The organism is Amycolatopsis keratiniphila subsp. keratiniphila (genome assembly GCF_001620365.2).
Taxonomy (GTDB): Bacteria; Actinomycetota; Actinomycetes; order Mycobacteriales; family Pseudonocardiaceae; genus Amycolatopsis; species Amycolatopsis keratiniphila.
This window is the reverse complement of record NZ_LQMT02000014.1, coordinates 229,940-251,661: the sequence shown is the minus strand read 5'-3', so window position 1 is coordinate 251,661 and position 21,722 is coordinate 229,940. Positions and strand designations below refer to the sequence as shown.

Below are 21,722 nucleotides of genomic sequence, written 5' to 3'. Positions count from 1 at the left end.
TCAGGACATCTTTTGTCCTGAACGACCCTTTCATGACATCTGACCGGACAGGATTTCAACACCCAGTTGACCTCTTCAACACGCAGTTGTAGCGTCGGCGACCACCCGAAGCCCCCGTGGAGGTCCGTCATGCCGTCGACGCCGCTCACCCTGAACCGAACCTGGCGCTTGGCCGTGCTCACCGGCCTGGCCGCGCTCGTCACCGCCGCCTGCGGAGGCGGGCCCGACGGCGCCGGCGGCCAGGAACCCGCGGCCCCGGGCGCGCCGGCCGCGATCCCGGACACGACCGCGCTGATCGAGTCCGTCCAGAAGGACGCCGCCGTCGCCGGTACCCTGCCCGCGAAGTACGCGCAGGCCGGGATGCTGCACCTGGCCTCGAACCTGCAGTCCGCGCCGAACAACTTCTACGCCGCCGACGGCAAGACCCCGATCGGCTACGAGGTCGACCTCGCCAAGGCCATCGGCAAGAAACTGGGCGTCACCGTGCACCACCAGGACATGGCGTTCGGTTCGCTGATCACGAGCCTCCAGTCCGGCCGCGTCGACCTCACGATGGCCGCGATGAACGACACGAAGACCCGGCAGGCGCAGATCGATTTCGTCGACTACTTCTCGTCCGGCATCACGATCATGGTCCGCAAGGGCAACCCCGACCAGATCTCGGGGCCGGACACGTTGTGCGGCAAGAACGTCGCGGTGGTGCAGGGGACGAGTCACCAGAAGTTCGCCGAAGAACAGAACGGCGAATGCGCTCAGGCGGGCAAGCCCGCGTTGACCGTCACCGCGACCGATTCCGATACGCAGAACCAGAACCAGCTCCGCACCGGCCGGGTCGCCGCCATCCTCAACGACCTGCCCAGTGCGGTCTACATCTCGCGGACCGCGGGTGAGGGGAAGTTCTTCGAGGTCGTCCCCGGTGAGCCGATCAACGGCGGGCCGTACGGGATCGGTGTCAACAAGGAGAACAAGCCGCTCGCCGAGTCGATCCAGAAGGCACTGCAGTCGCTGATCGCCGACGGCGGCTACGGCAAGATCCTCCAGGCCTGGGGCGTCGAGCAGGGCGCGCTCAAGGAGGCGAAGCTCAATGGCGGAAGTTGAGCCGCTGCCGATCGTCCGGCGCAAACACTGGGGCAGGTGGGTCAGCGCCGCGATCATCCTGGCGCTGCTGATCCTGCTCGGGATCGCGCTCGGCAACGCGCAGATCCAGTGGGATTCGGTCCCGGAGTTCCTTTGGTACCGCGTGATGGCGGTCGGCCTGCTCAACACCGTGCTGCTCGCGGTGATCGCGCAGGGTTCGGCGATCGTCATCGGGATCGTGATCGCGTTGATGCGCCGGTCGGCGAATCCGGTGGCGCGCTGGTTCGCGGCCGGCTACATCTGGCTGTTCCGCGGGCTTCCGGTGCTGCTGCAGATCCTGATCTGGTACAACCTGGCGCTGGTCTTCGAGTTCATCTCGATCCCGCTGCCGTTCGGCGGCTACCTGCTGCACGAGCAGACCAACGTGCTGATCACCGCGTTCACCGCCGCGCTGCTCGGCTTGGCGCTCAACGAAAGCGCGTACATGGCGGAGATCGTCCGCGCCGGGCTGAACAGTGTCGACAGTGGACAGACCGAGGCGGCGAAGTCGATCGGGATGTCGCCGGGCGCGACGCTGCGCCGCGTGGTGCTGCCGCAGGCGATGCGGGTGATCATCCCGCCGACCGGCAACGACTTCATCAACATGCTCAAGGGCACGTCGATGGCCTCGGTGATCGGCGTGACCGAGCTGATCCACGCCGCCAACAACATCTCGTCCAACAACCTGCTGGTGATGGAGACCCTGCTGGCCGCCGCCGTCTGGTACATGGTCGTGGTGACCGTCGCCGGGGTGGGGCAGCACTACCTGGAGCGCGCCTTCGACGCCGAAGACCGGTCGCGGAGCCCGTTCTCCCGCGCCGCCAAGGCCTTGCGCACCGCGCCACTGGTGAGGAGTGAACGTGTCTGAGCCACTGCTCAAGGCCGTCGGCGTCCGCAAGAGCTACGGCCACACCGAGGTACTGGGCGGCATCGACCTCGAAGTCCACAAAGGACAGGTCGTCTGCCTGCTCGGCCCGTCCGGCGCGGGGAAGAGCACCTTCCTGCGCTGTGTCAACCATCTGGAGACGATCGACGCCGGGCAGGTCTGGGTCGACGGCGAGCCGATCGGGTTCCGGCTGCGTGACGGCAAGCTGTACGAGCTGAAGGAACGCGAGGTCGCCCGGCAGCGGCGCGACATCGGCATGGTGTTCCAGCGGTTCAACCTGTTCGGCCACCGTACCGCGCTGCAGAACGTCGTCGAGGGGCCGGTGCGGGTACTCGGTGTCCCCATGGAGGAAGCCCGGGAGCAGGCGCTCGACCTGCTCGACAGGGTCGGTCTCGCGCATCGCGCCGACGCGTACCCGGCGCAGCTTTCCGGCGGGCAGCAGCAGCGGGTCGCGATCGCGCGGTCGCTCGCGATGAAACCGAAGCTGATGCTGTTCGACGAGCCGACGTCGGCGCTGGACCCGGAACTCGTCGGCGAGGTGCTGGCGGTGATGGGTACGTTGGCCGAGGAGGGGATGACGATGGTCGTGGTGACGCACGAAATGGGATTCGCGGCCGAGGCCGCGGACGAGGTGGTGTTCATGGCCGACGGCGTGGTCGTCGAGACCGGCCCGCCGGGGGAGCTCCTGAGCGACCCGAAGCACGAGCGGACCAAGCAGTTCCTGGCACGGGTCCTCGCATGACGCGGATCTCGCCGCGGTACCTGCTGCAGTTCGACGAGCCGGCCGGGTACCTCGACTTCGCCCGGTTCGGCCCGCCCTCGCACGCCGTGCTCGACACGACGGCGAGCCTGCTCGACGCCTCGACCAAGGCCGGTCCGTCCACAGTGGACGAACTGATGCGGCAGGAGACCAGGGCCAAGGCCGCCGCGGCACGGCTTTCCGGTAGCGACACCGACCACACGGTGCTGTTGCCGCACACCAGTCTCGGCTTGTTCCAGGCCGCGTTCAACGCGCCGCGCGGCGAGGCGCTGGTGTCGGCGGCGGAGTTCCCGGCCAACACCTACCCGTGGGCGCGCGCGGAACAGGCGGGACGGCTGACCGTGCGGCGGCTGCCGTTGGGCAACGTCACCGCGGACGCGGTCAAGGCGGCGCTGACCCCGGAGACGTCGCTGGTGAGCGTGAGCGCGGTCGACTTCCGCACCGGGTACCGGGCCGATCTGGCGGCCATCCGCGAGGTGGTGGAGGACCGGCTTCTCGTGGTCGACGGGATCCAGGGCTTCGGCGTGACCGAGGCGCCGTGGGAGGTCGCGGACGTGCTCGTCGTCGGCGGGCAGAAGTGGCTGCGGGCGGGCTGGGGCACCGGTTTCGCCGTGCTGTCCGACCGCGCGCTGGAGCGGATGGAGCCGATCCTTTCCGGCTGGACCGGTGCCCGCGACCCCGGCCTGTTCGACGACGAGATCCACCCGGCCGACGACACCGCGGCCGCGTGGTCGATCTCGAACCTGAGCCCGATCACCTCGGGTGCGTTCGCGGCCGCGCTGGAACTGGTCGAGGAAGCGGGCGTCGGCGCCATCGCCGGGCGGATCGCCGAGCGGGTCGGCGAACTCGAAGACGTTGTGAAATCCGTGGGTGGCGAGGTGGTTTCGGCCGTCGAGCGACGGGCCGGGATCCTCGCCTTCACCCTGCCGGGGCACGCGGCCGAACAGGTGGGGTCCGCGCTGGCGAACGCCGGGATCGCGGCGACCGTGCGGCCGGAACACGTCCGGCTGTCGCCGCACGCGTCCACTCCGGCGAGTACGGCGGAACAGGTGCGTTCGGCGTTGGAACGGCTGAAGAAGCCGGCTCGTGTCTTCGAGGCGCCCGTTGTCGCGTCCGCGGCGTCCGGCGATCTGCTCACCGCGCTCGTCCCGGCGGTGCACGCGCTCGCGGCGATGCTGGGGCCGGGCAACGAAGTGCTGCTGCACGATCTGAGCAGGCTGCCGGATTCGATCGTCGCCATCGCGGGCGACCTCACCGGCCGGACGGTCGGCGGGCCGATGACGGATCTGCTGCTCGGGCTCGTCCGCCGCGGCACCACGCAGGATCTGACGAACTACGAGACCCACGGCCCCGACGGGCGAGCGATCCGCTCGTCGACGTTGTTCCTGCGGGACGCGGACGGGGTCGCGATCGGCTGCCTGTGCGTCAACCGGCTGTCCGACGGCGCGCCGAAGGCCGACGGGCACGAACCCGAGACGTTCCCGCCGGACGTCGACAGCCTGCAGCGGTTCCTGGTCGGGCGTGCGGTGGCGAAGGCCGGAATCCCGGTGGACCTGATGAAGAAACGGCACAAGGCGGCCGTGGTCCGGGAACTGGACGAGGCGGGGTTCTTCCTCATCAAGGACTCGGTGGACCACCTCGCCGGGGAACTCGACGTCACGCGGTACACGATCTACAACTACCTGAACGAGATCCGGGGCACCTGACGCGCGTGCCATGAACGGTCCGTTCCTTGCAAAATTTGCAAGGAACGGACCGTTCATAGCAGTGGGGAGCTACGCGAGGAAGGACTCCACCGCATCGGCGGCCCGGTCGATCCCGCCGTTCCCGCGAGTCTCGGCCCGCACCTCGGCCAGGCGCGCGGCCACCTCGGGGGACCCGGCCACCCGCTCGACAGCGGCCCGCAGCGAAGAAGCCGTCACGTCGTCGGCAGGCAGCTGCTCACCGACGCCGAGTTCGGCCAGTTTCGCCGCGTTGCCGAAGCCGTCGGTGGCCAGCGGGATCGCGACGGTCGGCACGCCGTACCACAGCGATTCCGTGCTGCCGCCCATACCGGCGTGCGTGATGAACGCCGACGCGGCCTCCAGCACCGCGAGTTGCGGAACGAACTGGTGGACCTCGATGTGCTCCGGCAGCGGTCCGAGCGCGGCCGGATCGGTCTGGCCGATCGAGATGACCACGTGCCAGTCCGAGTCACGGAACCCCTCCACGCAGGCGCGGAACAGGTCCAGCTGGTCGGTGAACGCCGTGCCGAGCGACATCAGGAGGACTTTCCGGCCGTTCGACGGCGGGGTCCAGCTCCGGTCGGCGAGGCGTTCCGGGTCCAGCGCCGGGCCGACGAACCGGACCGTCGACGGCACCCGTTCGACGTTCGGCTGCATCGCCCTCGGCAGCAGCGCGAGCACCTGGGGCGGATGGGAGATCCAGTCCCAGGCGTCGGCCTCGATGCCGTTTTCGTTCAGCCAGCGGGTGAACGTGGCGAAATAGTCCTTTCCGGACGGTGAGGTCCGGATCGCGGTGACGATCTCGCCCATGTCCTCCTCGTAGCCTTCCCAGGCGACGTACGTCGGGGAAAGCTGCACCGCCGGCACGCCGTAACGCCTGGCCAGCAGCGGCGCCGGAAGCCCGCCGATGTCGTACAGCAGCAGGTCCGGGCAGTTCTCGTCGTAGAAATCGGTGAGCACCGGCATCGCCTGGATGCCCTCGTCGAGGAAGACCCGCATCTGCGACGCCGGATCCTCCGGCCACGCCGCCTGGTCGCCGAGCGGGAGGATCGACGGGTGGGCGACGACCTCGGCCCCGGTCGGCTCGATCAGCCCGGTTAGCGGCTCGCCCACGGCGTAGCTGACCCGGTACCCGCGAGCGACCAGCTCACGGATGATCGCCAGCGAGGGATAGATATGACTCGGCGCGGTGGAGCCGATCATGGCGATGTGCTGGTTCTGCATGATGTCCTGTCTGAATCCGTGGAGGAACGTCAGACGGCGTGCAGAAAAAGGGGCCTCCCGATCGCGGGCGGCCCTGCGGTCACGCCGTCTCAGGCGGTGCGCAGGCGGATGAAGTAGATCATGATCGACATCCTAGCGAGGTCCACGAAGCATCCCAACCGATTAACCGGTTGCCCGGTTTGCCGCGATCGGGACCCGCCGTTGGTAGGGACCTTCGCCGGAAGGCTTCCGCAGGTCATGGACGTGGATAGGGTTTCGGGGCTTTCACCTTTGGAGGGAAAGGGAGAAACCTTGAGACGTGTTCTCATCACCGCGCTGGCCGCGGCCACGCTCGCCTCGGTCGCGGTGACCGCGCCCGCCGGCGCGGCGGAGGCGGCACAGCCCGTCGAGACGATCACCTGGGGAGCGTGCACCGACCCGACGTTGATCAACGCCGGCGCCGAATGCGGTTACCTGTCCGTTCCGCTGGACTATTCGAGGCCGCGCGGCGAGAAGATCCAGCTCGCGCTCAGCCGCGTCAAGCACAAGACGCCCGACGCGCAGTATCAGGGCGTCATGCTCACCAACCCCGGCGGTCCGGGTGGCTCCGGGCTGCTGCTCGCCACCCGCGGCACCCGCGTGCCGAACCGCGCCGGCGACGCCTACGACTGGGTCGGCTTCGACCCGCGCGGCGTCGGCTCCAGCAAGCCCGCGCTTTCGTGCATCCCCGACTACATGGACTACAACCGGCCGAACTACGTGCCGACCACGCGGCAGCTGGAGAAGACCTGGCTGCAGCGCTCGAAGTCCTATGCCGACGCGTGCGCGGAGAAGAACAGCCGCGCGCTGCTGGAGAACATCAAGACGACCGACACGGTCAAGGACATGGAAAGTATCCGCAAGGCGCTCCGCGTGGAGCAGCTGAACTTCTACGGGTACTCCTACGGCACCTATCTCGGCCAGGTCTACGGGACGCTGTTCCCGCAGCACGTCCGGCGGATGGTCCTCGATTCCACTGTGGACCCCCGCAACGTCTGGTACCAGGCGAACCTCAACCAGGACGTGGCCTTCGACGTCAACCTGAACATCTGGTTCGGCTGGGTCGCGCAGCACGACGGCGTCTATCACCTCGGCAAGACGCAGGCCGCGGTCAAGCAGGTCTTCAATGAACAACTGAAGAAGGTGGCCGCCGTCCCGGCCGGTGGTTTCATCGGGCCAGACGAACTCCTCGACGTCTTCCAGCAGGCGTCGTACTACCAGCTGCGGTGGACGCTGCTCGGTGACGCGCTCGCGAAGTTCGTCAACAAGGGCGACTGGCAGACGATGAAGGGCTTGTTCGAGGCCTTCGGCGGCCGCGGCGACGACAACGGGTACGCCGTCTACCTCGCCGTCCAGTGCACGGACGTGAAGTGGCCGCCGAGCTGGCAGCAGTGGAAGCGCGACAACTGGCGGACGTACGAGAAGGCGCCGTACTTCACCTGGCAGAACGCCTGGTTCAACGCGCCTTGCCTGTTCTGGCCGGCGAAACCCGCCAAGCCGGTCAAGGTCGACGGCTCGAAGGTGCCGAGCGTGCTGATGATCGGCGAGACGCTCGACGCGGCGACGCCGTACGAGGGCAGCCTCGAGGTGCGCAGCCGGTTCCCCGGCGCTCGCCTGATCGGTGAGCCGGGCGGTACGAGCCACGCCATCACCCCGCGCGGAAACGCTTGCGTCGACAACCGGATCGCCGATTACCTGGCGACCGGGGCGCTGCCCGACCGCAAGCCGGGGCGCACGGCCGACGTCGAATGCGCGCCGCTGCCGCTCCCGGTGCCGCCTCCGGCACCCGCTTCGGCCCCCGGCACGGCACTCTCCCGGGTCCCCGCCTAACCCCAGTCCGTGAAGGCCTCCTTGAGGGACCCAGAGTCCCTCAAGGAGGCCTTCACGGACTTTGGGACTTTCTGCGGTAGGGGACTTTGTGTTACAAAGTGCGAGTGAGCTTTGTATTTCAGAGTGCTCGAAGGGGGAGAGTCATGGCGGACGCGTTCAGCCTCGAAGGGCTGGTCAAGCGCTTCGGTGACGTCCTGGCCGTCGAAGACGTCAGCGTGCGGGTCGCGCCAGGGGAGGTGGTGGCGCTGCTCGGCCCGAACGGCGCGGGCAAGTCGACCACCATCGACATGCTGCTGGGGCTGAGCAGGCCGGACTCCGGCCAGGTCCGGGTCGCCGGGCTCGGCGCGGCCGAGGCGATGGACCGGGGGATGGTCGGCGCGATGGCGCAGAACGGGACGCTGCTGCGGGACGCCACGGTCGCCGAACTCGTCGGCCTGTTCGCGTCACTGCACCGGAATCCGCTGCCGGTCCGCGATGTGCTCAAGCGGGCAGGCGTCACCGAATACGCGAACCGTCGCTGCGGCAAGCTCTCCGGCGGCGAACAGCAGCGGGTCCGGTTCGCGCTCGCGCTGGTCGGCGATCCGGATCTGCTGGTGCTCGACGAACCCACCGCGGCCATGGACGTCGACGGGCGGCGCCGGTTCTGGGCGTCGATGCGCGAGTACACCGAGACGGGCCGCACCGTCCTCTTCGCGACGCACTACCTCGCCGAGGCCGAGGATTACGCGGACCGCGTCGTGCTCATGCGGCACGGCCGGGTCGTCGCGGACGGTCCCGTCGGCGACGTGCGGGCCGCGGTCGCCGGGCGGGTGCTGCGCGCCGTCGTCCCGGACGCCACCCAAGCCGCGCTCGCCGCGCTGCCCGGGGTCTCGCGGGCCGTGTTGCGTGCGGGGCACGCGGAACTGAACTGTGCCGACTCCGATGCCGCCATCCGCGGCCTGCTGCGCGAGTTCCCGCTCGCCGCGAACATCGAAATCACCGCTGTGGGACTGGAAGAAGCCTTCATCGCGCTGACCGCCGACGAGGCTGAAGGAGCCTTGAGATGAACCTGGACTATCTCGCGCTGGAGATCAAGCGCATCGTCCGCAGCCCGCAGTTCGCGTTGTTCACCATCGGTATGCCGCTGGCGATGTTCCTGTTGTTCGGCGGGATCTTCGGCGCCCGCGACATCGCCCCGGGGATCTCGACGGCGACCGTGACCATGGTGAACATGGCCGCGTACGGCGCCATGACCGCCGCGCTGTTCACCGGCACCCGCGTCGCCACCGAGCGCACCGACGGCTGGCAGCGCACCCTGCGGCTGACACCGTTGCGGGCGCCCGGCTACCTGATGGTCAAGGTGGCGGCCGGATTGTTCGTCGCCTTGCCCGTCCTGCTGGTGATCTTCGCGGCCGGGATGATCCGCGGCATCCGGCTCGAAATCGGCCAGTGGCTCACGATCTTCGGCACGCTGTGGCTCGGGACGCTGCCCTTCGCCGTACTGGGCTTGATGATCGGTCTGTTCGGCAAGGGCGACACCGTCCAGGCCGTGACCGGCGCGCTGATGCTGCCGCTGGGCATGTTCGGCGGATTGTGGATCCCGCTGCAGGTCCTGCCCGGCTGGATGAACACCGCCGGGCACCTCATGCCGACGTACTGGCTCGGCGAGATCGGCCGTGCGCCGGTGCTCGGCGGTTCGGGCCTGCTGACCGCCGTCGGAGTGCTCGCGGCGTGGCTGGTGGTGCCCGCGCTCGTGGTGATGGCGAGGTTCCGGCTCGACACGGCGAGGCTGTGAACCCGTGTTAGTTTTCCCAAGTGGTGGAGGATGAACGGGACGGCGACGAGCGGCCGATGACGCCCGAGGAGTCGCTCGCGCTCATCGCCACGCAGGCCGAGCGGACCCGGCGCGAGATCGGGCCGAATCCGGCCGTGCTGCTCGGTATCTGGGGTCTGGTGTGGCTGTTCGGTTTCGGGCTGATCTACGTCTCCGCCCCGCCGACCGCCCTGATGCCGCTGTGGGTCGCCGCCGTGCTCACCGTCGTCGGTTTCGCCGGGGCCATGACGTACTCGGCGATCTACGGCATCCGTTCGAGCCGCGGCGTACACGGCCCGTCGCGGCTCGTCGGCGCGATGTACGGGTGGAGCTGGATGATCGCGTTCGGCGGGCTGACGGTGGTGAACACCGCGCTGATCCGGCTGGGCATCGACGCCGACCTGGTCCCGTTGCTGTGGTCCGGGACCGCGCTCATGCTGACCGGCTTGATGTACCTCGCCGGCGGAATGCTGTGGCAGAGCAAACTGCAGTACGGCCTCGGCGTGTGGATCATCGCGTGCGGCGCGGCGAGCGTGCTTGCCGGGGGACCGTACAACTTCCTCGTGCTGAGCGTCGCGGGCGGCGGTGGCTTCCTGGTGGCGTCCCTGGTCTTCCTGGTACGGGCGCGATGACCGACGACGGGCTGCCCCAGCTCGATCCGGTGATCCACGCGCAGGCGCGGCTGCGGGTCACGGTGGCCCTGTCGAGCCTGGGGCCGGGGGACAGCATCACCTTCCCGCGGTTGCAGCAACTGCTGGACATGACGCCGGGCAACCTGTCGACGCATCTGCGCAAACTCGAGGACGCCGGCTACGTCGGGATCACCAAGGCCTTCGAACATCGCACGCCGGTGACGCTGGTCGAGCTGACCACCCGCGGCCGGGCCGCGTTCGAGGAGTACACGAAGGCCCTGCACCGTCTTCTCGAGGTGCCGGGCGATGGGCGGGCATGACCGGTGGGTCATCCACCTGGACATGGACGCGTTCTACGCCTCCTGTGAACAGCTGACCCGGCCGACCCTGGCGCACCGTCCGGTCCTGGTCGGCGGCGCGGGCCCGCGCGGCGTGGTCGCCGGGGCGAGCTACCAGGCGCGCGAACACGGGATCAAATCGGCGATGCCGATGTCGCAGGCCCGGCGGCTGCTGCCGCCGAACGGGGTCATCCTGCCGCCGCGGTTCAAACTGTACGAACTGCTGAGCACGCGGGTGTTCGACCTCGTCGCCACGTACGCGCCCGTGCTGGAACGGATCTCCCTCGACGAGGCCTTCGCGGAACCGCCGTCGCTGGTCGGCGCGTCGTCGGAAGGCGTGCGGGAGTTCGGCGCGCGCCTGCGGGAGCACATCCGCTCCGACGTCGGCCTGGTCGCGTCGATCGGGGCGGCGTCGGGGAAACAGGTCGCGAAGGTCGCTTCGGATCTGGCGAAGCCGGACGGGCTGCTCGTCGTCGACCAGGGCACCGAACGCGATTTCCTCGCCCCGCTGCCGACCAGGGTGCTGTGGGGGATCGGCCCGGTGGCGGAGGGGAAACTACGGGCGATCGGCGTCCGGACACTGGGGCAGCTGACCGCGCTCTCCGACGCCGACGCGGTGTCCACTTTGGGCAGTGTGGTCGGGCGGGACCTGCGGCGGCTGGCCACCGGCGTCGACGACCGGCCGGTGTCCGACCGCGCGGAGCTCAAGCAGGTCAGCGCGGAGACGACCTTCGACCGGGACCTGATCGACCTGCCGAGCCTGCGGCGCGAGGTCCGCGACCTCGCCGTGCACGCGCACCGGCGGCTCGTCAACGCCGGCCGGGTCGCGCGGACGGTGGTGGTGAAACTGCGGCACACCGACTTCAGCACGGTGACGCGTTCGGAGACGATGGCCTCGCCCACCGACGAATTCGACCAGCTCGCCGCGATGGCGGAACGGCTGCTGATCGACCCGGCCGAATTCGGCGGTGTGCGGCTGGCCGGTGTCGCGTTGTCCGGGCTTTCGGTGCCGCATCAGGATCCGCTGTTCACGCTTTCCGTGCAGGCTCCGGACGTGCCGGTGGTCGAGCGGGCGCCCGCGCCGGCGCCCGTGGTCGCGTCGAGCTGGCGGCCCGGCGACGACGTCGTGCACGACGAGTTCGGCACCGGTTGGGTGCAGGGCGCCGGACACGGCCGGGTGACCGTCCGGTTCGAGACGCGATCCAGCGGGCCGGGGGTGGCGCGGACCTTCACGCAGGAGGATCCGGCGCTACGCCGGGGCGAGCCCGGCGACTGCCTGGCCTGAGGCCCCGTGATCAGACGGCGAACTCGCGTGATTGGACGCCGAACTCGCGTGATTGAGCGGCGAACTCGCGTGATTGAGGAGCGATCACGGTGTGCGGCCTCTGATCACGCGAGATACGTCTCTGATCACGCGAGTGCGGAGTTCGATCACGCGACATCGGCCGGGTCAGCCGCGGCAGACCGTCACGAAATTCGAGCTGGTCACCTTCACCTCGCGCGGGCAGTTGCGGAAGCCGAAGATGCACCAGTTCCCGTCGTCGCCTTCGATCAGCAGCGCGCCGTATGCGCGCTTCTCGTTCCGCTGGTCGTTCAGGACGACCATCGCGGCCTGTCCCTTCTGATCCACGCTGCCGACGGTGACCGGTGTTTCGCCGGAGACCAGCTCGTCGGGAGCGGCGGGCTTGTCCGGCGTGCGCGGGCAGGTCAAGGCCAGTAGCGCGGGATTGTCGCCATCGGTCATCGCGTTCGCGATCGCCCCGGCGGTGCCGTCCGCCGTCGTCCGGTCGGGCGACGATCCGCAGGCCGCGGTCAGCCAGAACACGGCGACGACGAAAGCGATCAGGCCGAACCGGGGGCGCGCGGTCATGGCAGCGATACTGCGCGACCAGGCGTGACGCTGTCCAGTGACCGCGCGTAAGGCAGGATGGAGGGGACTGTCACCCGATCGAGGGAATCGATGTTCAGCTCGCACGTCCGTCAAGCCACCGCCCTCCTCGGCGCCGCCGTCCTGCTCGCCGCGTGCAGCGGCACCCCTGAACAGCGGGAACCGCCCGCCGCGCCCGCTGCGCCGCAGACGAGCCAGGCGCCGGACGGGTCGTTCACCGTGGTCGCCACCGGTGACGTGCTGATCCACCCCGCGCTGACCGAGCAGGCGAAGGAGGACGGCGGCGGCAAGATCGACTACCGGCCGCTGCTGGCCGGGATCAAGCCGCTGATCTCCGGGGCCGACCTCGGCATCTGCCACCTCGAGACCCCGCTCGCGCCGAAGGGCGGGCCGTACAGCGGCTACCCGTCCTTCAGCGCGCCGCCCGAAATCGTCGACGCGCTCAAGGACACCGGGTACGACAACTGCTCGACGGCGTCGAACCACACGATCGACCAAGGTGTGGACGGCGCGACCCGCACGCTCGACAAACTCGACGAAGCGGGGATCAAGCACACCGGTTCGGCTCGTTCGGCCGAAGAGGCGAAGAAGCCGCTGATCGTCGACGTCAACGGCGTCAAGGTCGCGCAGATCTCCTTCTCCTACGGGTTCAACGGGATCAAGGTGCCCGCGGGCAAACCCTGGCTGGTCAACCAGATCGACGCCGAAGACGTGATCGCCCAGGCCAAGGCCGCGCGGAAGGCGGGCGCCCAGGTCGTCCTCGCGAGCCTGCACTGGGGGACCGAATACCAGCACGACCCGACCGCCGAACAGCGCACGCTGGCGAAGAAACTCCTCGGTGACGACTCGATCGACCTGATCATCGGCCACCACGCGCACGTGGTGCAGCCCTTCGAGCAGATCAACGGCAAGTGGGTCGCTTACGGTCTCGGCAACAGCGTCGCCCGGCATTCGGAGCCGAAGGGCTCGACCGAACAGGGCGCCGCGGCGCGGTTCCGGTTCGTGCGGGACGGCGAACGCTGGAAGGTCGACAAGGCCGAATACGTTCCGACGCTGGTCCAGCTCGGTCCGCCGATCCGGCTGCTCGACCTGACCGCGGGACCGGCCGGGAACGACGGCGCGGAAGCGCTCAAGGCCACCGACGAGGTCGTCCTCAGCCGTGGTGCCGCGGACAAGGGCCTGACCCGGCCCGGTCGCTGACTCGAGTGTCTATCGGTGAACCCGCGTCCGCGATCGACGTCGGCAGGACGCTGCCTGGTCATACACCTCACGATGTCGGATCAGGCGTTCTGCCACCGCGATAGCGGGGCCTTCGGCCGTGGCGGGTTCACGCGTTCGGGCCCTTTTTCGAGGTGTGTCTTCAGCTCCGCCAACAAGCTCTGAGGGGACAGGGGTGGGCTCTTCCCGCCCACCCCTGCCTTACCGCGCCCGCCTTCAATATCGTCGCCGCACCACCAGTTTCGCGAGGGCCGCGAGCTCGGCGCCTGGGCGGGGCGCCGGGTTCGAGACGGCGAGATGGTGCAGCGCGCCGGTCAGGAGCGCGTCGGCCTGCTCCTGGCTCCACGTCCGGCCGCCCGCCCGTTCCACCAGCTCCGCCGCGTGGGGCAACTCCGCGGCGTCGAGGTTTTCCTTGCGGTACAAGGCGTCCAGCTCTCGCCCGGCGTCCGTCCCCGAGTGGAGCGCGGCCACCACCGGCAGGGACTTCTTCCGGTTGGAAAGATCCGAGTGGACCGGTTTCCCGGTCACCGCCGGATCACCCCAGATCCCGAGGAGATCGTCGATGTGCTGGAACGCCAGCCCGAGTGCCCTCCCGTACTCGGTCAGCCGGTCGACCTGATCCTGCCTCCCTTCTCCGGCCAGCGCCCCGAGCGTGCACGACGCCCCGAGCAACGCGCCGGTCTTCCCCTCGGCCATACGGACGCATTCGGCGGTGTCGACGTCACCGCGTTCCTCGAACTTCAGATCCGCGCTCTGCCCTTCCAGCAGGTCGATCACGGCGGTGCTGAGCACCCGCAGCGCGGTCTGCCCGAACGGGGCCAGCACCTCGAAGGCCCGGCACAGCAGGGCGTCCCCGGCGAGGATCGCCGCGCCGGTGCCGAACACGGTCCAGGCCGTCGGCCGGTGCCGCCGCGTGGTGTCGGAGTCCATCACGTCGTCGTGCAGCAGGGAGAAGTTGTGCACCATCTCCACCGCGACGCCCACCGGGACGGCGATCTCGGCGTCCCCGCCGACCGCTTGAGCCGACAACAACGCCAATGCGGGCCGCAAGGCCTTCCCGCTGTCCGAAGTGGACGGACGGCCGTGTTCGTCCCACCAGCCGAAGTGGTAGCCGGCGATGAGCCGCATCGATTCGGGCAAGCCGTCGACGGCTTCACGCAGTGCCGGATCGAGCAGATTCCGGCTCCAGGTCAGTACCTCGCCGGCGGGCCGGGCGCCGGTATGGGTCTCGATGGTCGTCAACGGACTCCCTTTCATTCGACCCGGTGAACCGCGATTTTTCGCAATTCGCGGATACCCATTCGAGTGGGGTGGGCGCAAAATCAACATAGCAAGGGGTAATGCCGGGTCAAACAACTCGATCGGGTCTGTGGAGAGGTTCACCTGTTTGCCGGATTGGGCCGGATGCGCGGTGCCGGGCGGCCGATCGGGTGCCCGGTACTGCGCGAAACCCCGGTATGGGACGAGGGTGGTGACGTCTCGTGGTGGCCGCTCACTCGGTCGTGAAGCCGGGTTCTCCGACCGGTGACGAGCCTTTCCGGCGCGTGTCGGAAATTGTTTCGAGTCGTGGGAAATTGGGCCGAGCCGGTGATGATCGACTGGCTCACGTCCGCCGCTGGTATGAATTGATTCAACCGGTCTTTTCCGTTCGGTGAAGCGTGAACTAGTTTCAGCAGTCTCCGCCTGGAAGGACTCGAATGGGCATTTACCTGACCGGCATCGCCTGGGTCGTCGGCGCGGCGGCCCTCGCGGGACTCGTCGGCTACCTCGTCCGCAAATTCGGCTGGGACGAAGGACGGCCAGACAACAACGACGCCGCCGGCCAGGTGTTCACCATCGTCGGCGGGCTGCACGCCGTCCTGGTCGCGTTCATCCTGATCTCCCTGTTCGACTCCGCGAGCGCGGCGCGCGAAGGCTCGTATCACGAGGCGGACAGCCTGGTCGCCGCCGTCTGGGCCGCCGACTCGCTGGGGACCGAGGTCAAGGACGAGGTGCGGAAGCTGAGCACCGAATACATGACCACGGTCGAGCAGAAGGAATGGCCGCTGATGGCCGGGGGCCAGACGACCCTCCCGGACACCGGCTGGACGCAGCTCGACCGGTTGCGCAAGGCGGTGGACAAGGCCCCGACGGACGACGACTGGCTCCGCGAGCGCAAGACCGAGGCGAACACGCAGCTCTGGCAGGTCTACGAGGCCCGGCAGGAGCGGCTCAACGCGGTCGTGGGCGGCCGGGTCGGCGGCGTCGTGTGGTTCGCGCTCATTCTTGGCAGCCTGATCTCGGCGCTGCTGCCCAACCTGTTCGGCGGTACCCGGCTGGCCGCGCATCTGGTGATCGTGTCCACCCTGGCCGGCACGGTCACGTTGCTGCTGTTCGCGATCTACCAGCTGCAGAACCCGTTCGGCGGTGGGGTGCGGATCCCGCCGGACGCGTTCACCGCCGCGCTGGCGAGGATCTCTTGAGCCGGTGAGCACAGTGGACCGGGTGACCCGGGGCGCGGCGACGGTGGCCGTCGCCGGGCTGGTGGGGGCGTCGGCGCTCCTGGCGCCGATGGCCGCGCGGGCCGCCGAGTCGTGCCTGGTGGTGCAGGCGGAGACCGGGTCGTACGGGAAGTCGAAGCTGCGCTGGCTCGACGTCGGCTCGGGTACGACGTCACGGGTGACCGAGCCGGGCTACCGGCTCAACGCGCTCGGCTACTCCGCGACGCGGAATCTGGTCTTCGGTGTCGCCGAAGGACTCAGCCGGGGCGCGCACGCGGTGACGATCGACCGGGAAGGGAAGACCCAGGACCTCGGCCCGATCACCCGCGCCGGGAACCGGCTGCCGCTGTGGAGCCCCGTCGCGGGCGTGACCGCCGGCGCGATCGGCGGGGATTCCTGGTACCTGCTCAGGAACGGCACACTGTACACAGTGGACTTGACGCCGGGGGAGCGGTATCTGCGGGTGATCAGGACGGTGTTCCTGCGGCCGATCACGCTCGCCCACGACGTCAACGATTTCGCGTACCACAACGGATTGCTGTACGGGGTTTCCACCACCTGGCGCGGAAAGGGCGCCGTGATCACCATCGATCCGGAGACCGGCAAGGTCCGCGAGGCCGAAGACGCGCGTTTCCCGCCCGCCGACGTCTACGGCTCGGTCGTGCTGGGCCGCGACGGTGCCCTGTACGCCACGGCGAACCGGATCGGCGGGCGCAGCGTGCTCTACCGGCTGGACCGGAGCGGGCGGGTGACCGTGGTGCTTTCCGGACCGCCGCTGGCGGGTTCCGACGCCGCGGGCTGCCTCACCGCGCCCACGCCGCCCAAGCCCGAACCGCCAAAACCTGAGCCACCGAAGCCGACACCGGCACCTACGCCGACGCCGTCTCCTTCCCTCACGCCTACTTCCAGTTCTTCGCCGCCGTCGCCCAGTCCGTCTTCTTCGCCGAGCCCTGCGCCGTCGTCGAGCCCGGCGCCCACGTCCGCTTCGTCCGCTCCTCAGGTGATGCCGCAGCCGCCGGTTTCCGCGCCGAGGCCCTCTCGTTCGGTGGCGCCCAGGGAACGGAAGGAAACGGCGGAGGAGGTCGACGCGCACGCCCGTACGAAGGAGAAACGGCGCTGGGGATTGACCGCGCTGGTCCTGATCCTCGGCGGTGGTGCCGCGGCCGGTGCCGTCCGGCGGGCCCGGTGAGTCAGTACTTGAACTGGTCCACGTTCTCGCGCGTGATCAGGAGCGGGTCGCCCAGCAGCAGGGTCTTCGTGCCTTCCTCGTATTTGATCGCGGGGAGTTCGAGGTTGACCTTGTTCGACAGGCCTGGCCGTTTGCCCTCGGCGATCTGCTTGCCGGCCCAGGCGGTGAGGTAGCCGAGCGATTCGACGTTCCACAGCACCGAAAGCGACGCGGAACCGTCCAGCAGGTACGGCTTGATCGCCTGCGGTGTCCCGACGCCGACGGTGAAGACGCGGCCGATCTTCTGCTGCGAGCGGACCGCTTCGGCGACACCGGGCGCGGACGTCGTGCATTCACCGACCAGGCCGGTGAGGTCCGGGTACTTGGTCATCAGCTGTTTGGCCAGTGCGGTGGCGTTGTCCTTGTCCTCGCCGGCGTAGACCGTCTCGACGAGCTGGGCATGGGGGTACGCGGTAGCGGTATAGGCACGCTGAACGGCGATCCACGCGTTGAGGTTCTCGGCGGTCTCGCCGCAGGAGACGATCGCGTACTTGCCCGCGTTCCCCATCTTCTTCATCAGCGCGTCGGTGAGCGCCTTGCCGATGCCCTCCGGGGTCGCCTGATTGACGAAGAGTTCGCGATCGGTGCCGGGCGCGTCGGTGTCCGAAGTGATCACGTGGACGCCCTTGGCCCGCGCTTCGGTGATCGCGGGAGCGATCGCCCTGGGGTCGTTCGGCGCGATCGCGATGACGTCCACCTGCTGCTCGACGAGCCCGCGGACGATCGAGACCTGCGCCGCGGGGTCCACCGTGACCGGACCGGTCGAGCTCCATTCGACACCGAGCTGCTTGGCCGCGGCCTGCCCACCGGTGTTCATCGCCTCGAAGTACGGGATGCCCGCGACCTTCGGCACGAACGCGATCCGGATCGGCCTGGCCGCCATGCCCGCCGGTTCTTCGCCGTCACAGCCCGCCAGCCCGAACACCATGCCCAAAGCGAGCACAGTGGCAACGACGAGCGTCTTCGTCGGCCCTCGCATCTCCACCCCATAGTCACGGAACCATCTGAACCAGCCGATCGGTCTACGCGCGGTGGAGACCTCCGGCGAAACTAGGGCTCCTGGTTACCCCGGTCAACCGGATGAGCGCAAAGGGTTACGGAAGTGAGTTCATCGACCTGGGCCGATTACCCAGTCGGCCTACGGGGGTGACGGTGAGCGACGGCTCATCGCGCGTTTCATACGGGCGGGGGGTATGGTCTGCGGCATGGATGACGCAAGGCGTGGAGCAAGCTGGTCGATGGCGGTGTCGGCGACCCTGCACTGCCTCACCGGCTGTGCGATCGGTGAGGTCCTCGGCATGGTCATCGGTACGGCGCTCGGCTTCGGCAACCTGGCGACGATCGTCCTCGCGGTGGTGCTCGCCTTCGTCTTCGGCTACGCGCTGACCATGCGCGGCGTGCTGAAGTCGGGACTGCCGTTCGGCGCCGCGCTCAAGGTGGCGCTGGCCGCGGACACCGTGTCGATCGCGGTCATGGAAATCGTCGACAACGCGGTCATGCTGGTGGTGCCGGGCGCCATGGACGCCGGGCTCGGAAGCCTGCTGTTCTGGGGCGCGCTGGCGTTCTCGCTGGCTGTCGCGTTCGTACTGACGGTGCCGGTGAACAAGTGGATGATCGGGCGGGGACTGGGGCACGCGAAGGTCCACGCGCACCACGAAGGTCACTGAGCCGGCCTTCGGAGTTCCCGGCTGCATCACTGGTCACGCGCGGCCGCGCCAGGACGCGTTGCGAAAGCCACTTTCGCAACCTCCAATGTTGCGAAAGTGGCTTTCGCAACACAAGGCTGCACAGCCGCGGAAACCCCGGGTTCAGACGCTCGACAGATCGATGGCCCGGTCGATCTCCCGCGGCATCAGCACCCGCAGAATCCCCTCCAGCAGGTAATAGTCGCCGTACGGCAACGAAACCTCGACGCCGTCTTCGGCCCGCCGGTTGCGCGTGCCCCGCGCCATGATCGCCTCGGCCCGCGTGGAGTTCGCGGTCAGGCACGTGTCACACAGCGCGGTGAGGATCCGGATCGCCGCTTCGCGGTACTGCGGCCGGTTCGCCACCTTCGCCAGGTCGAGCAGCCCGCACGCCATCACGGCCCCGGCGGAGGAGTCCTTGATGTCGTAGGGCGCCTGCGGTGCGAGGTAATCCCACACCGGCACGTTGTCCGGAGTCAGCGCGCGCAGCGCGAAGTCGGCCATGCGTCGCGCGGTCCGCAGGAACAGCGGGTCCCCGGAGCGCCGGTACATCGTGGTGAACCCGTAGATCCCCCAGGCCTGGCCACGCGACCAGCACGACGTCGGGCTGTAACCCTGCACGGTGTCCGGTCCGATCCCGGCGCCGGTGTCCGGGTCGAAGTCGAACACGTGCGGGGTCGAGCCGTCCGGGCGCACGAAGACCCGTTCGGTGGTCTTCGCGTGCGAGACGGCGATGTCGAGGTACTTCCGGTCGCCGCTCTGCTTGCTCGCGAAGGCCAGCAGGTCCAGGTTCATCATCGTGTCGACGATGACCCGGCCCGCGTTGCCCGGGGTGCCGAGCGCGCCCCACGCCCGGATGAACCGCCCCTTTTCGTTGTAGCGCTGGATGAGCGACGCGGCGGCGTTGAGCGCGCCGGCGCGCCACTTCTCGTCGCCGGTGAGCCGCCAGCCGGTCACCCACGACGGATAGAAGAGAAATCCGAGGTCGTGGTCCCGTGTCTCGTATTGACGCGGTGCGAGCTTTTCCGCCGACGCCATGGCGAGCGTGCGGAATCGCGTATCACCGCTGTAGATCGAGGCGAGCCACAAGGTGCCCGGCCAGAATCCGCCGATCCAGCCGCCGTTCTGCGAATAGGTCCATTTCTCGAATCGGGTGATCTCCGGAAACGCCGTCACGCCGGGGGCGACGGCACGCAGTTTGGTCACCGCGTAATCCGCCGTTCGGCGGAAAGTCCTCAGCCCGTCGGCCGCACTGGCGGCCGGGGTGATCGTCGTCGTCGCCGCGACGGCGGCACCGGCAGCGGTGGTCAAGAGTGTTCGCCGGGAAACGCTCACCATACCCGCCATTCGTCAGTGGGAAATGCGTTCACGGGAGTTTCGCACGATGATTACGGACTTGTGAAGAGCGTTCATGGTTGTGAATAGTGCGTCACTCAGCGGGACGGATATTCGCGTTGTGCCGGAACACGTTGTCCGGGTCGTACACCGCCTTGATGGCGGCCAGCCTCGCGTATTTCTCCGCGCCGAACGCCGTGCGCACGCGGTCTTCGTCGTATTCATTCATGAAGTTCAGATAGCCGCCGTAGTTGTTGGAATGCGGCAGGAGTTCTTCCCACAGCGCCCGCACCCAGGCGCGGTCGGCGGCCAGGAGTTCCGGTGTCGGCGCGGTCGCCGCGAGGCCGATGACGAAGCCGGGTGCCCGCGGCCCGCCGAACGCGGTCGCGTCGTCGGGCACCGTCGAGAACGTGTCCTGCAACGGCACGATCGGCAGCACGGTCGTCGGCGACGCCTTGTCCGGCAGGCGCGTGGCGATCACGTCGATGACCTTTTCGGACAGTGAGGAGACGTAAAGCGACTTCTCGTAGGCGAGGATGCCCCGTGGCGCGGTCGGGTCGAGCAGTTTCTGCAGTTCCGCGTACGGCATCGGGGTGACGAGTTCGAACGCCGCGGGCAGCCCGTCCCAGATCCGCTCGACGATCCGGGCGTGCCGCTCGGGACCGTCGAAGCCGGCGACGACCAGCGCGAGTCCCGGCGCGAGGTGATGCTCCGGCGGGACGAACGGCGCGGGCGGCGCGGTGATCCCGACGAGCATCGAACCGGTGCCCGGTGGCAGCGTCGCGATCACGTCCTTCGCGAAGCGCAGTGCTTCGGGCGCGTCGTCCAGTGTCCAGAAGAACAGCCCGACCTCGGCGAGGCCGACCCGGTGCAGCCGGAACTCGAATTCCGTGGCCACGCCGAAGTTCCCGCCACCGCCACGCAAGGCCCAGAACAGATCCGGATGCTCCGCCTCCGACGCCCGCAGGATCCGGCCGTCGGCCGTCACGACCTCCGCCGAAAGCAGATTGTCGATCGTGAGCCCGTGTTTCGCCGTCAGCCAGCCGAAACCGCCACCGAGGGTGAGCCCGCCGACGCCGGTGTCGCTCACCGTGCCGCCCACCGTCGCGAGCCCGTACCGCTGCGTCGTTTCGTCGACGTCGGCCCAGACCGCACCGCCCCCGACCACCGCGGTGCGGGCGTCGGGATCGACGGTGATCCGGCGCAGCCCGCCGAGGTCGATCACCAGGCCGTCGTCGGCCACGGCGGCGCCGCTGAAACTGTGCCCGCCGCCGCGCACCGTGATCTCGAGGCCCTTTTCACGGCCGAAGGCCAGCGCGGTGACGACGTCTTCGCGCGTGGCGCATTCGGCGACCACCGCCGGACGCCGGTCGATGTCGCCGTTCCACACGGCGCGGGCGGCGTCGTAACCGGGATCGGCGGCGGTGATCACCGTGCCGGAGAGCTTCTCGCGCAACGTGGTCGTTTCGGGCGGATTCATGGGACCCCCTCAGGTCGTGGCTACCGCCAGTCTCGATGGCGGACGCCCCGGCCCCAGGTCCGCACGAGCGGCGGAAAGGGCGGACAAA

The 21,722-nt window shown here is 68.8% G+C and carries 20 protein-coding genes; 14 read left to right on the top strand and 6 right to left on the bottom strand.

Features of this window, described 5'->3' with window-relative positions:
* Positions 1-129 precede the first annotated feature (129 nt).
* Genes AVR91_RS16310 through AVR91_RS16295 form a run of 4 tightly spaced genes read left to right on the top strand, consistent with a single transcriptional unit; the run spans position 130 to position 4,468 of the window.
* Positions 130-1,098, top strand: a complete 969-nt coding sequence (locus tag AVR91_RS16310; RefSeq protein ID WP_063277059.1) for an ABC transporter substrate-binding protein — start codon at positions 130-132, stop codon at positions 1,096-1,098.
* A complete protein-coding gene (locus AVR91_RS16305) occupies positions 1,085-1,984 on the top strand; it encodes an amino acid ABC transporter permease (RefSeq protein ID WP_063277058.1) in 900 nt (299 codons plus the stop codon). Before AVR91_RS16310 ends, AVR91_RS16305 begins: the two co-directional genes overlap by 14 nt.
* Entirely contained in the window at positions 1,977-2,744 is a 768-nt protein-coding gene (locus AVR91_RS16300; RefSeq protein ID WP_063277057.1) for an amino acid ABC transporter ATP-binding protein, read from the top strand. The genes AVR91_RS16305 and AVR91_RS16300 overlap by 8 nt, the downstream gene beginning before the upstream one ends.
* Complete coding sequence (locus tag AVR91_RS16295) at positions 2,741-4,468, top strand: aminotransferase class V-fold PLP-dependent enzyme (protein ID WP_063277056.1); 1,728 nt, start codon at positions 2,741-2,743, stop codon at positions 4,466-4,468. The genes AVR91_RS16300 and AVR91_RS16295 overlap by 4 nt, the downstream gene beginning before the upstream one ends.
* A 69-nt stretch (positions 4,469-4,537) precedes the next feature.
* Here the strand turns inward: AVR91_RS16295 and AVR91_RS16290 are convergent, their stop codons facing one another.
* The gene (locus tag AVR91_RS16290; protein ID WP_063277055.1) at positions 4,538-5,710 is read right to left on the bottom strand and encodes a macrolide family glycosyltransferase; all 1,173 of its coding nucleotides are present in this window, start codon (positions 5,708-5,710) and stop codon (positions 4,538-4,540) included.
* A 291-nt stretch (positions 5,711-6,001) separates the two neighbouring features.
* On the opposite strand from AVR91_RS16290, the gene AVR91_RS16285 reads away from it, so the two are divergent.
* The 6 genes from AVR91_RS16285 to AVR91_RS16260 all read left to right on the top strand — a co-directional run bounded on the left by AVR91_RS16285 (position 6,002) and on the right by AVR91_RS16260 (position 11,605).
* Complete coding sequence (locus AVR91_RS16285; protein WP_063277054.1) at positions 6,002-7,558, top strand: alpha/beta hydrolase; 1,557 nt, start codon at positions 6,002-6,004, stop codon at positions 7,556-7,558.
* 143 nt (positions 7,559-7,701) lie between these two features.
* Positions 7,702-8,604: an ABC transporter ATP-binding protein gene (locus AVR91_RS16280; RefSeq protein ID WP_063277053.1), complete on the top strand. Its 903-nt coding sequence runs from the start codon at positions 7,702-7,704 to the stop codon at positions 8,602-8,604.
* Positions 8,601-9,332, top strand: coding sequence for an ABC transporter permease (locus AVR91_RS16275; RefSeq protein ID WP_063277052.1), 732 nt, complete (start codon positions 8,601-8,603; stop codon positions 9,330-9,332). Before AVR91_RS16280 ends, AVR91_RS16275 begins: the two co-directional genes overlap by 4 nt.
* Positions 9,333-9,352: 20 nt before the next feature.
* Positions 9,353-9,982 (top strand): hypothetical protein, encoded by a 630-nt coding sequence (locus AVR91_RS16270; protein ID WP_083737589.1) that lies wholly within the window; start codon positions 9,353-9,355, stop codon positions 9,980-9,982.
* The gene (locus AVR91_RS16265) at positions 9,979-10,302 is read left to right on the top strand and encodes a transcriptional regulator (RefSeq protein ID WP_063277051.1); all 324 of its coding nucleotides are present in this window, start codon (positions 9,979-9,981) and stop codon (positions 10,300-10,302) included. Before AVR91_RS16270 ends, AVR91_RS16265 begins: the two co-directional genes overlap by 4 nt.
* Positions 10,289-11,605, top strand: a complete 1,317-nt coding sequence (locus AVR91_RS16260; RefSeq protein WP_063277050.1) for a DNA polymerase IV — start codon at positions 10,289-10,291, stop codon at positions 11,603-11,605. The genes AVR91_RS16265 and AVR91_RS16260 overlap by 14 nt, the downstream gene beginning before the upstream one ends.
* Before the next feature lie 165 nt (positions 11,606-11,770).
* On the opposite strand, the gene AVR91_RS16255 is transcribed toward AVR91_RS16260, so the two are convergent.
* Positions 11,771-12,190: a hypothetical protein gene (locus AVR91_RS16255; protein ID WP_063277049.1), complete on the bottom strand. Its 420-nt coding sequence runs from the start codon at positions 12,188-12,190 to the stop codon at positions 11,771-11,773.
* A gap of 90 nt (positions 12,191-12,280) precedes the next feature.
* On the opposite strand from AVR91_RS16255, the gene AVR91_RS16250 reads away from it, so the two are divergent.
* A complete protein-coding gene (locus AVR91_RS16250) occupies positions 12,281-13,408 on the top strand; it encodes a CapA family protein (RefSeq protein ID WP_063277048.1) in 1,128 nt (375 codons plus the stop codon).
* A 234-nt stretch (positions 13,409-13,642) separates the two neighbouring features.
* Here AVR91_RS16250 and AVR91_RS16245 read toward each other — a convergent pair whose 3' ends face one another.
* Positions 13,643-14,668, bottom strand: coding sequence for a family 2 encapsulin nanocompartment cargo protein polyprenyl transferase (locus AVR91_RS16245; RefSeq protein WP_063277047.1), 1,026 nt, complete (start codon positions 14,666-14,668; stop codon positions 13,643-13,645).
* 455 nt (positions 14,669-15,123) lie between these two features.
* Between AVR91_RS16245 and AVR91_RS16240 the strand changes: the two genes are divergently transcribed.
* Entirely contained in the window at positions 15,124-15,888 is a 765-nt protein-coding gene (locus AVR91_RS16240; protein WP_063277046.1) for a bestrophin-like domain, read from the top strand.
* Positions 15,889-15,892: 4 nt separating this feature from the next.
* On the top strand, positions 15,893-17,095 hold the full coding sequence (locus tag AVR91_RS16235) for a DUF6923 family protein (RefSeq protein ID WP_063277045.1): 1,203 nt from the start codon (positions 15,893-15,895) through the stop codon (positions 17,093-17,095).
* A 1-nt stretch (position 17,096) separates the two neighbouring features.
* On the opposite strand, the gene AVR91_RS16230 is transcribed toward AVR91_RS16235, so the two are convergent.
* A complete protein-coding gene (locus AVR91_RS16230) occupies positions 17,097-18,119 on the bottom strand; it encodes an autoinducer 2 ABC transporter substrate-binding protein (RefSeq protein ID WP_063277044.1) in 1,023 nt (340 codons plus the stop codon).
* A 253-nt stretch (positions 18,120-18,372) separates the two neighbouring features.
* Between AVR91_RS16230 and AVR91_RS16225 the strand changes: the two genes are divergently transcribed.
* A complete protein-coding gene (locus AVR91_RS16225) occupies positions 18,373-18,801 on the top strand; it encodes a DUF4396 domain-containing protein (protein WP_063277043.1) in 429 nt (142 codons plus the stop codon).
* Positions 18,802-18,942: 141 nt separating this feature from the next.
* Here the strand turns inward: AVR91_RS16225 and AVR91_RS16220 are convergent, their stop codons facing one another.
* Both AVR91_RS16220 and AVR91_RS16215 read right to left on the bottom strand, forming a co-directional pair.
* Complete coding sequence (locus tag AVR91_RS16220) at positions 18,943-20,154, bottom strand: glycoside hydrolase family 88 protein (RefSeq protein WP_063277118.1); 1,212 nt, start codon at positions 20,152-20,154, stop codon at positions 18,943-18,945.
* Between the two features lie 94 nt (positions 20,155-20,248).
* Positions 20,249-21,634: an FAD-binding oxidoreductase gene (locus tag AVR91_RS16215; protein ID WP_063277042.1), complete on the bottom strand. Its 1,386-nt coding sequence runs from the start codon at positions 21,632-21,634 to the stop codon at positions 20,249-20,251.
* Positions 21,635-21,722 lie beyond the last annotated feature (88 nt).